Source organism: Pseudomonas sp. LP_7_YM, from assembly GCF_004364435.1.
GTDB lineage: Bacteria > Pseudomonadota > Gammaproteobacteria > Pseudomonadales > Pseudomonadaceae > Aquipseudomonas.
In genome coordinates, this window is the sequence record NZ_SOCT01000007.1 from 234,633 (window position 1) to 243,702 (window position 9,070).

13 protein-coding genes and 1 tRNA gene are annotated in these 9,070 nt (G+C 59.3%); 6 read left to right on the forward strand and 8 right to left on the reverse strand.

Translation table 11 applies throughout. From position 1 onward, the window contains the following. Positions 1-86 precede the first annotated feature (86 nt). Entirely contained in the window at positions 87-557 is a 471-nt protein-coding gene (locus EC915_RS17880; protein ID WP_133751845.1) for a peroxiredoxin, read from the reverse strand. 10 nt (positions 558-567) lie between these two features. Next, entirely contained in the window at positions 568-1,131 is a 564-nt protein-coding gene (locus EC915_RS17885) for a glycine cleavage system protein R (protein ID WP_133751846.1), read from the reverse strand. Positions 1,132-1,444: 313 nt separating this feature from the next. Between EC915_RS17885 and dapA the strand changes: the two genes are divergently transcribed. The 6 genes from dapA (at position 1,445) to EC915_RS17915 (ending at position 6,309) form a co-directional block, all read left to right on the forward strand. Continuing rightward, positions 1,445-2,323, forward strand: coding sequence for a 4-hydroxy-tetrahydrodipicolinate synthase (gene dapA / locus EC915_RS17890; protein WP_133751847.1), 879 nt, complete (start codon positions 1,445-1,447; stop codon positions 2,321-2,323). A 17-nt stretch (positions 2,324-2,340) separates the two neighbouring features. Further along, positions 2,341-3,456 carry an outer membrane protein assembly factor BamC gene (bamC, locus tag EC915_RS17895; protein ID WP_133751848.1) on the forward strand — a complete coding sequence of 372 codons (1,116 nt, stop codon included), beginning with the start codon at positions 2,341-2,343 and terminating at the stop codon, positions 3,454-3,456. Beyond that, positions 3,457-4,215 (forward strand): MBL fold metallo-hydrolase, encoded by a 759-nt coding sequence (locus EC915_RS17900; protein WP_133751849.1) that lies wholly within the window; start codon positions 3,457-3,459, stop codon positions 4,213-4,215. A 97-nt stretch (positions 4,216-4,312) separates the two neighbouring features. After that, positions 4,313-5,026 carry a phosphoribosylaminoimidazolesuccinocarboxamide synthase gene (purC, locus tag EC915_RS17905; RefSeq protein ID WP_133751850.1) on the forward strand — a complete coding sequence of 238 codons (714 nt, stop codon included), beginning with the start codon at positions 4,313-4,315 and terminating at the stop codon, positions 5,024-5,026. Positions 5,027-5,130: 104 nt separating this feature from the next. After that, positions 5,131-5,220, forward strand: a tRNA-Ser gene (locus EC915_RS17910). A gap of 63 nt (positions 5,221-5,283) precedes the next feature. Continuing rightward, the gene (locus tag EC915_RS17915; RefSeq protein ID WP_256658769.1) at positions 5,284-6,309 is read left to right on the forward strand and encodes a site-specific integrase; all 1,026 of its coding nucleotides are present in this window, start codon (positions 5,284-5,286) and stop codon (positions 6,307-6,309) included. 7 nt (positions 6,310-6,316) lie between these two features. On the opposite strand, the gene EC915_RS17920 is transcribed toward EC915_RS17915, so the two are convergent. The 6 genes from EC915_RS17920 to EC915_RS17945 form a co-directional block, all read right to left on the reverse strand. Continuing rightward, positions 6,317-6,568 (reverse strand): hypothetical protein, encoded by a 252-nt coding sequence (locus tag EC915_RS17920; protein WP_133751851.1) that lies wholly within the window; start codon positions 6,566-6,568, stop codon positions 6,317-6,319. Positions 6,569-6,586: 18 nt separating this feature from the next. Further along, positions 6,587-6,913: a hypothetical protein gene (locus EC915_RS17925; protein ID WP_133751852.1), complete on the reverse strand. Its 327-nt coding sequence runs from the start codon at positions 6,911-6,913 to the stop codon at positions 6,587-6,589. A 53-nt stretch (positions 6,914-6,966) separates the two neighbouring features. Beyond that, positions 6,967-7,155, reverse strand: a complete 189-nt coding sequence (locus tag EC915_RS17930) for a hypothetical protein (protein WP_133751853.1) — start codon at positions 7,153-7,155, stop codon at positions 6,967-6,969. Then, entirely contained in the window at positions 7,152-7,430 is a 279-nt protein-coding gene (locus EC915_RS17935) for a hypothetical protein (RefSeq protein ID WP_133751854.1), read from the reverse strand. The genes EC915_RS17930 and EC915_RS17935 overlap by 4 nt, the downstream gene beginning before the upstream one ends. Before the next feature lie 92 nt (positions 7,431-7,522). After that, on the reverse strand, positions 7,523-8,053 hold the full coding sequence (locus EC915_RS17940; RefSeq protein ID WP_133751855.1) for a DUF1643 domain-containing protein: 531 nt from the start codon (positions 8,051-8,053) through the stop codon (positions 7,523-7,525). Next, complete coding sequence (locus EC915_RS17945) at positions 8,050-8,838, reverse strand: hypothetical protein (RefSeq protein ID WP_133751856.1); 789 nt, start codon at positions 8,836-8,838, stop codon at positions 8,050-8,052. The genes EC915_RS17940 and EC915_RS17945 overlap by 4 nt, the downstream gene beginning before the upstream one ends. Between the last annotated feature and the right edge of the window lie 232 nt (positions 8,839-9,070).

A 9,070-nucleotide genomic window follows, 5' to 3' on the forward strand; every position in this document is an offset into this window, starting at 1 on the left:
CTTCGCGTCCACGGCTGCTGACGGGGAGCGTCAGGAAATGCATTCCCACGCAGAGCGTGGGACGATCACGGTGGGACTTGAAGGGGTCAGGTGTTCAACGCCTGAGCCGCTTCTAGCACTGCGGCCACATGCCCCGGCACCTTCACGCCACGCCATTGCTTGCGCAGTACACCGTTCTTGTCGATCAGGAAGGTGCTGCGATCCACGCCCAGGTATTCCTTGCCGTACAGCTTCTTCAGCTTGATCACGTCGAACAGCTGGCACAGCGATTCATCCTTGTCCGAAATCAGCTCGAACGGAAATGCCTGCTTGGCCTTGAAGTTTTCGTGGGACTTCAGGCTGTCGCGGGATACGCCGAAAACCAGGGTGTTGGCAGCCCTGAAGTCGGCATGATGATCGCGGAAGCCTTGGCCTTGCGTGGTGCAGCCAGGGGTGCTGTCCTTGGGGTAGAAATAAATGACCACCTGCTGACCTTTGATCGCGGACAGGCTTACCGCCTGTTCGCTGGTGGCTTGCACCTGAAAGTCGGCAACGGGTTTGTCCAGTTCTACTGCCATGCGGTGTTCCTTACATTGGGGCTTGCGGGCGCCAGGGTTCGATCAGCGCATCGAGGTTGAGGGCGTCGGCAAAGTCCAGAAACTGGTCGCGCAGCCAACTGATCTGAGTGCCGGCCGGCAGGGTCACGGTAAACGTGGCATTGAGCATCGTGCCGCCGGTCTGCGGTGCCTGATAGGTATCGCAGATCAGGTTTTCCAGTTCGACGTTATGGTCGATGAAGAACTGGCACAGCTCGTTGATGATGTCCGGGCGATACGCCGAACTGACATAAGCCACGTAGGGCAAGGCTTCCGGACGGTTCTCCAGCGAAGCGCTGCGTACCACATTGACTGTGAAGTCATGTTTCTTGGACAGGTTTGGCAGACCGGTTTCCAGACGCGCCAGGGCATCCCAGCTGCCGGATACCTGCAGAATCAGGGCACTGCATTCGCCGTGGCGGGTGAGACGCGAGCTGACGACCGAGCAGCGGTTTTCATGACTGGCGCGGCACAGGACGTTGGTCAGCTCCATTGGGTTGGCGCCAAGGGCACTGATGACAAGGAATTGTTCGCGAACTGTGGGGATGGACGACATGCAGCATTCCTAAGCGATGAGCGGTCGGTACATTGTTGGCTTGTGCAGCGGGTCCGGCGAATGAACGACTCGCAACTTCAACCCTGACCGTTGTCGCTCACCGATGATGTGAACCGGTCACATACAGGTGAAGCGAGGCAGGGGCGGGGTTTGCGACGACGAAAACGATCAGTCGAACGAGCTGCGCAGATGACCAGTACCGATCAAAGACAGAAGGGTAGCGAAAACCGTCGCTCAGGGGAATGCTCGCCTTGTGCAAGGATCATGGCGCCAGTACCATTACCGCTCTCTTTTTCCGGCAGGAGCGGTTTGCATGATTGCGGGCAGTATGGTGGCACTTGTCACACCTATGGATGCGCAGGGTCGTCTCGACTGGGACAGCCTGAGCAAACTGGTGGACCTTCACCTGCAAGAGGGCACCAACGCCATTGTTGCCGTCGGCACCACAGGTGAGTCCGCGACGCTCGACGTCAACGAGCACATCGAAGTCATTCGCCGCGTGGTTCAGCAGGTCGCCGGGCGCATCCCGGTGATCGCCGGCACGGGCGCCAACTCCACTCGCGAAGCGGTCGAGCTGACCACCAACGCCAGGAATGCCGGTGCCGATGCCTGCCTGCTGGTCACACCGTACTACAACAAGCCGACCCAGGAAGGTTTGTACCGGCACTTCAAGCACATCGCCGAAGCCGTCGACATCCCGCAGATCCTCTACAACGTGCCAGGCCGTACCGCTTGCGACATGTCTGCCGAGACCGTCATCCGCCTGTCCAAAGTCAAGAACATCATCGCCATCAAGGAAGCCACCGGTGACCTGCAGCGCGCCAGGGACATCCTGGCCGGCGTCAGCAGCGATTTCCTGGTGTACTCCGGTGACGACGCCACTGCGGTCGAGCTGATGCTGCTCGGCGGCAAGGGCAATATCTCCGTGACCGCCAACGTCGCCCCGCGTCAGATGGCCGACCTGTGCAAGGCAGCCATTGCCGGTGATGCCGAGACTGCCCGGGCGATCCACGAAAAACTGAAACCGCTGAACAAGACCCTGTTCATCGAATCGAACCCTATTCCCGTGAAATGGGCCCTGCATGAGATGGGTTTGATGCCGGACGGTATCCGTCTGCCGCTTACCTGGCTCAGCGAGTCCTGCCACGAGCCGCTGCGTCAGGCCCTGCGCCAGTCCGGTGTATTGGTTTAATGAGGAAGCACTACGCAATGAAGCGACTGGCCGGACTTTCCGCACTAGCTTTGATTATCTCCAGCACCAGCGGTTGCAGCTGGTTGTTTGGGCAGGACGGGTACTTCCGCGATCGCAGCAGCGATTATCTGGAAGCAACCCAGAAACCGCCGATGCAGTTGCCTGAAGGCGTCCAGGAAACCAAACGACTGGACCCGCTTCTGCCGATCCCGCGTAACGTTGCCGACGATACCCAGAAGGGTGAGTTCAACGTGCCGCGTCCGCAGCCGCTGTCTACTGTTCAGGACTCTGGTGATTACACCCTGCAGAAGAGCGGCGACAACCGCTGGATTCTGGCTCAGCGCGCCCCGGCCGAAGTCTGGCCTGTGGCTCACCAGTATTTCGAAGACAACGGTTTCCGCATCGCAGAAGATCGTCCGCAGACCGGTGAATTCAACACCAGCTGGCAGCACATGGACGAGCTGTCCGCGTCCGTTGCCAAGCGCATGGGCGGCGCTGGCGATAATGCCAGCATCGAAACCCGCGTTCGTGTTCGCATCGAGCCGGGCGTGCAGCGCAATACCAGTGAAGTCTATATCGTCAGCGTTCAACGTCCGGCTGGCAGCAGGGACGAGCCTGCTTTCCCATCGCGCAGCACCAACGTCGGCCTGGATTCGGTATTGACCGACGACATGCTGGCGAGCTTGAGCCGTACCGCCGAGAAGGGTGGTTCGGTATCGCTGCTGGCGGCGCGTGATTTCGACACCCCAAGCCGCGTATCGCTCAGCGAAGATGGCAGCGGCAACCCTGTGCTGAACCTGGGCGCGGACCTCGATCGCGCCTGGTCCAGTGTGGGTCGCGCGCTTAACCAGGGTGACTGGCGTGTTGAAGACATCAACCGCAGCCTGGGTCTTTACTACATCAACCTTGCCGAAAAAGCCGACAAGCCTGAGAACAAGCCTGGCGTCTTCGCTCGCATGTTCGGTAGCGAAGATACCAAGGAACAGAAAGAAGCCCGCGCCGAGCGCTATCAGGTTCGCCTGAGCAAGGTCGGTGAGAACGTTCAGGTCACGGTCGAGAAGAACATCAACACCGTCGCCCCGACAGAAGTCGCCCGTCGCGTGTTGAGCGTCATTCAGGACAACCTCGGTTAAGTGCGTTTCGCAGTTCTGGGCAGTGGCAGCCGGGGTAACGGTACGCTGATTGCGAGCAATGACACGTACGTGCTGGTCGACTGCGGTTTCTCCCTGAGGGAAACCGAGCGGCGGCTGGACAGGCTGGGCGTCAGCGGCAATCAGCTGAGCGCGATTCTGGTCACCCACGAGCATGCCGATCATGTGCATGGCGTGGGTCTGCTGTCTCGACGCTACGACGTGCCGGTGTACCTCAGCGACGGCACCTTGCGCGGCATGCGCAAGCCGGTCGAAGCGGGTGTCAGGCTGGAGGGCGGTCAGGGTGTGCAGATCGGCAGCCTGAATATCGACGTAGTGTCCGTGGCCCACGACGCGCAGGAGCCGACGCAGTTTGTCTTCAATGATGGCCGCAAACGCTTTGGCCTGTTGACCGATCTGGGGTCCTACTGTCCGTCGATACTCGACAGCTATCGTGGCCTGGATGCCCTTATGATCGAGTCCAATCACTGTCGTGATCTGCTCGCGCGTGGACAATACCCCTACTTTTTAAAGCAGCGGGTGGGCGGGGAGTACGGACACCTGAACAATCATCAGGCTGCCGGTCTGGTGAACGAGCTTGGATGGCAGGATCTGCAGCATCTGGTACTGGCCCACCTGAGCAGCAAGAACAATCTGCCGCATCTGGCCCGGCAATGTTTCGTCGACACCCTCGGGTGCGACCCGGACTGGCTGCAATTGGCCGATCAGGATTCAGGGCTCGACTGGCGCGAAATCGCCTGACGTCCCAAACGCGTCGACGACCCTGCTTTATTAGGGGCGTCTCGCCCCAATTATTCAATGGGCGTCTGGCCCAAGTATTTCGCAAGCGGAGCCCATCATGGAAAAACGTGAAGAACTCTACCGCGGCAAAGCCAAGTCGGTTTACAAGACCGATGACGCTGACCGCTTGATCCTGCTGTTTCGCAACGACACCTCGGCGTTCGACGGCAAGCGCATCGAACAGCTCGACCGCAAGGGCATGGTGAACAACAAGTTCAATGCCTTCATCATGCAAAAGCTCGAAGCGGCCGGTATCCCGACCCAGTTCGATAAATTGCTGGCCGACAACGAAGTCCTGGTCAAGAAGCTCGACATGATTCCGGTCGAATGCGTCGTGCGTAACTACGCCGCCGGCAGCCTGGTCAAGCGCCTGGGTGTCGAGGAGGGCATGAAGCTCAACCCGTACACCTTCGAGCTGTTCCTGAAGGACGACGCCAAAGGCGACCCGTTCATCAACGAGTCTCACGTCGTTGCATTCGGCTGGGGCACCGCTGAACAGCTCGTACGCATGAAGGAGTTGTCGCTCAAGGTCAACGACGTCCTGACCAAGCTGTTCGACGACGCAGGCCTGCTGCTGGTCGACTTCAAACTGGAATTCGGCGTGTTCAGCGACGGCTCCATCGTCCTGGGCGACGAATTCAGCCCGGACGGCTGCCGCCTGTGGGACAAGGACACCAAGAAGAAAATGGACAAGGACCGCTTCCGCCAAGGCCTGGGTGACGTCATCGAAGCCTACGAAGAAGTCGCCAAGCGTCTGGGCGTGCCTCTTTAATCCAGCCGGGTGAAAGCAAAAGCGCCGCAAGCATCTGAAAAAGCGTAGAAATTCTGAAAAAATTATTCGCGTTTTTTCGCCAAACTGTTATGATGCGCGCCGTTGGAGAGATGCCGGAGTGGCCGAACGGGACGGATTCGAAATCCGTTGTACTGGCGACAGTACCTAGGGTTCAAATCCCTATCTCTCCGCCATATATAAGGCCCCGAGCGTTTGTAGCGCTCGGGGCCTTTTTCATTTGGGGGAATTTTGGGGGAGTGGGGGAACGTGCGATTCCACCAGCCACCGGTTATGATTCCCCGCATGGCCTACTACGAAAAACGTGGCGAGAGCTGGCGCGCCCAGATCCGCCGCAAAGGATATCCCACCCTCTCTCTGCGTCCTTCGACACCAAGGCAGAAGCCCAGCGCTGGGCCGCCGAGATTGAAGGCGATATGTCGCGCGCGCGATTTGTGGATATCCGCGAGGCCGAATCCACTACGCTCTTTGAAGCGCTGAAGCGGTACCAGTCTGAGGTGTCGGTCGGCAAGAAGGGTGAGAAGCAAGAAAAGGTTCGCATCCAGAAATGGCAGGACTCTGACCTTGCCCATAAGTCTCTCGCCTCTTTGAGGTCCAGCGACATGGCTGCGTACCGCGACGCCGAAATCAAAGCGGGGAAGTCCACGGCTACGGTGCGGCTTGACCTGGCTGTGATTAGTCACCTGTACACCGTGGCGGCAAAGGACTGGGGTATTGAAGGTCTGACAAACCCGTGCCGGGCGATTCGTATGCCCAAGGGAAGCAAGCAGCGCGAGCGCCGGCCGACTGCTGAGGAACTGAAAGCCATCTACAAATTTGCCGGTGAGATAAATCCGGTGCTTCCGGTCATCTTCGAACTGGCGGTTGAAACGGCTATGCGCCGATCCGAATTGATGATGCTGCGTAAAGATCAGGTGCGGGGGAAGGTTGCGTACCTCGAAGACACGAAGAACGGCGAGCGCCGGTCGGTCCCGCTATCATCGCGGGCCCTGGCACTCTTGGAGGGATTGCCGACGCCAATCGCCGGCGGCAGGTACTTCAACCTCAAACTGAATACGATCAGCAACTACTTCCCGCGCGTTTGCGAGAAAGCCAAGATCACTGACTTGCGGCTTCACGACTTGCGCCATGAAGCGACGAGCCGCCTGTTCGAGCGCGGCTTCACGCTTATGGAAGTGGCCAGCATTACCGGTCATAAGACGCTGGCGATGCTCAAGCGCTACACCCACCTGAGCCCCCAGGACCTGGCCGAGAAGCTGGGGTAGGGCCGCATCAAGCAACATTCCTCAACGTCGGCGGCGTCTTCCGCTTCCGGCCCACCTTTGGTAATGCGTGCTCGCCATCGCGGAACTCGCGAAGGAACTTGCGTACATCATCCTTCAGCCAGCAGTGCTTGCCGCCCATTTTGAAGCTTTGGGGCAGCCAGTCCACGCCTCGGCGAATCCCTTCTCTGATTGATGCTTCGGTACGCCCCAGCATTTTTGCCAGACCGTCCACCTTCACTACCTCTGATTCTTCAGACATGGTGCCTCCGTCCGGGGTCTATGCGGGGTTGAGTGGTTGCGTCGCTTTGGCGATAGCAGCCTTGGCGTCGGCGATGATCTTGTTCAGGGCCTCAAGCCCCGCGTAGCCGTTGTGGCAATTGACGGGGTAGCCCAGATCCCACTGGACGAGGCGTCGCGTAACCTCCAGCAGTTCCGGCGCCGTTGCGGCCAGTTGCATGTTCGCCTCATTCTCTATATCAGGTCGATTTTCTGGATTGGCCACGTAGAACAGATCGTCTTCGTCTGTGTAGGCTTTTCCGACGCCGCGCTCACCGCCAGACGATTGCCATGCGCACCACGGACCAGGTGTGTGTTTCGTTTGCATACGATCTCCCGCCCGCCGTACACCGGCAGGCATGTGGATAGATGGGGAAGGGGTTACGGGTACTGGCGCTTGATGCGGTCGGCGATACCTTCCAGCTTTTCGGCCATGTACCCCATGTCGTTGTTGTCGCGGCGGGAGACGACGCCGGAGCGCCGGACGTTGCGTCCGGCGAGCAGCCATGCCGCCAGAAGGATTAGCGCAGCCTCGAGTCGACGACGAACGTAGCCGGTTTTCGGGATCATAGGAGGTGCGCTCCAGCTTCCAGAAGACCATCTCGATCTTCGCGGAGGTTATCCCGCTCGGCCCTGAGTTGGTCGCGCTCCCTGATCAGGCATTTGAGCGCAGTTGAGATGTTCCCGTGCCCAAGGGTGGTGGTGATTGCGTGAGCCTCGTCGAACAGGCGCACCTTCCGATCTAAGTCCTCTGCTGCCCGGGTCGACAGCTCCTTTGCCCGGACCCTCAGGCAGCGCTTGCAGGTCACGTAACGCCAGTCGTTTGTCAGCTGCTCGTCTTCCATGCTCCCCTCGGTGCCGCAGTAGACATGCTCGGGCGGATCCTGATCGGTCTCGGTCCCGCCATCCCAGCTGCAGAGGTGAACCGCTCGTCTGCTCATGACGCTGCCCAAGGGAGGAGAGGGGTGTTGTACCCAAGCATTAGCGGGTGCTGAGGCTGGCCTGATTTGGTAGTGCCGAAGTGCAGCACCGGCTTGCCGCTGTCAGCAAGTAGCGCAAGCATCTCCGCAAAACAGTACCTGACGCCCTTGGCGACCTTGATGGTGTTGCCCCAGCACGGAACCAGCACATCGGCCTCGTCAATCATCTGGCGGATGTGTGCCAGGTTCACCTGGTGGTTGGAAGGGGTGGGCAGCCCATTTACGTAAGTTCGAAGGTCGTTCGAGAATCCGATATCGCGCGGGTCCGTCGCGCGGTAGCAAAAGACATTTCCGACGATGAACCGATGGCCGCCGTTGCGGACGGTGAAGCCACGCCACTTGCGCACGGTGGCGTCGTCTAGCGTGGCGTCGGCAGTGGATGGGTTGATGCCGAAGTAGGCAAACACCTTGCTGCCTTCGAACGGCAGGCCGCAGTCACGTTCAAGCCGGTAGCGGTACAAGCCGCAATCGCTGATTATTGCGCTCATGGAGTCAGCTCCAATGGTTCTAAAGCTTTCGCGGCAACTTCGGCGACAGCCAAGGCGTAGACGTCGGGGTGCTGTTTATCGAAAGCGGGCATATGCTCTGTCTCAATCCATTGTCCACGTGCAGTCCCGCGAGCCAGCCATCCGGGATTACTGCCGGGTGCCTGGGTCCACGCCGTCACACCGATGCCATAGGAGGCAATCTGTTTGGCGGTGATAAATCCCTGCTGGCGCATCTGCGCGATCACTCGAAGGGCTGACTCTTTCCATGGCGTTAGCCGAGTAGGAGACGGCACGCCGGCCGGGAGATTGGTGACAACGGAAGGCACTCGGCAGCGCTCAGTGGGCCACCAGTCGAACATTCGGTTTGCATAACCCCAACGTGGAATCGTCTTCTCGGGCCAGAACAGCTCGGATTCGATGCTGAACCCATGTGAGCAGCCTTTCACTCTGGAGTATTTGCTCGCCACTAGAACGCGCACTCCCAGATGATCGAGCATCTTCCTGATGCCTTCGCTTGCATCCGATATTTTGCTGACGATGACGAGGCGGTGATCTGGACCGGGCCGACCGTAAAACTCATCACCCAGTGATGGAAGGATTTGATCGGCAACCTTCGCGTTCAGCGCGAGCTTGGCTTCCACGCCGATCTGACGGCCGTCCTCATGCACGACCAATACGTCAAACCCTGCTGCCTCTGGATGGCAAGTCCAGCCAGGCAGGCTGTTGAACTCCAGCATGAATACCGCGCACAGCTGTGTCTCCGTGGTTATGGCTTCAAGTTCCATTGGCAAAGCTCCGCCTCGCCGCATACGCAGCAGGCAATAGGGATAGGGTGAGGGTGAGGGTGAGGGTGAAAGGGTGGCGGGTTTACTGCGGGAGTGGCGAATGCTTTGGCTTGGCGGCCTGCTTCGCCCGGATTTGAGGGACTGTCAGATTTTTTGTGTGCGGGCCGGTAACGGCCTGCCGTCAGGCAGTCCGTGCTTTTACCAGGTCGGCCTGATAAATCGATCTCCGTAC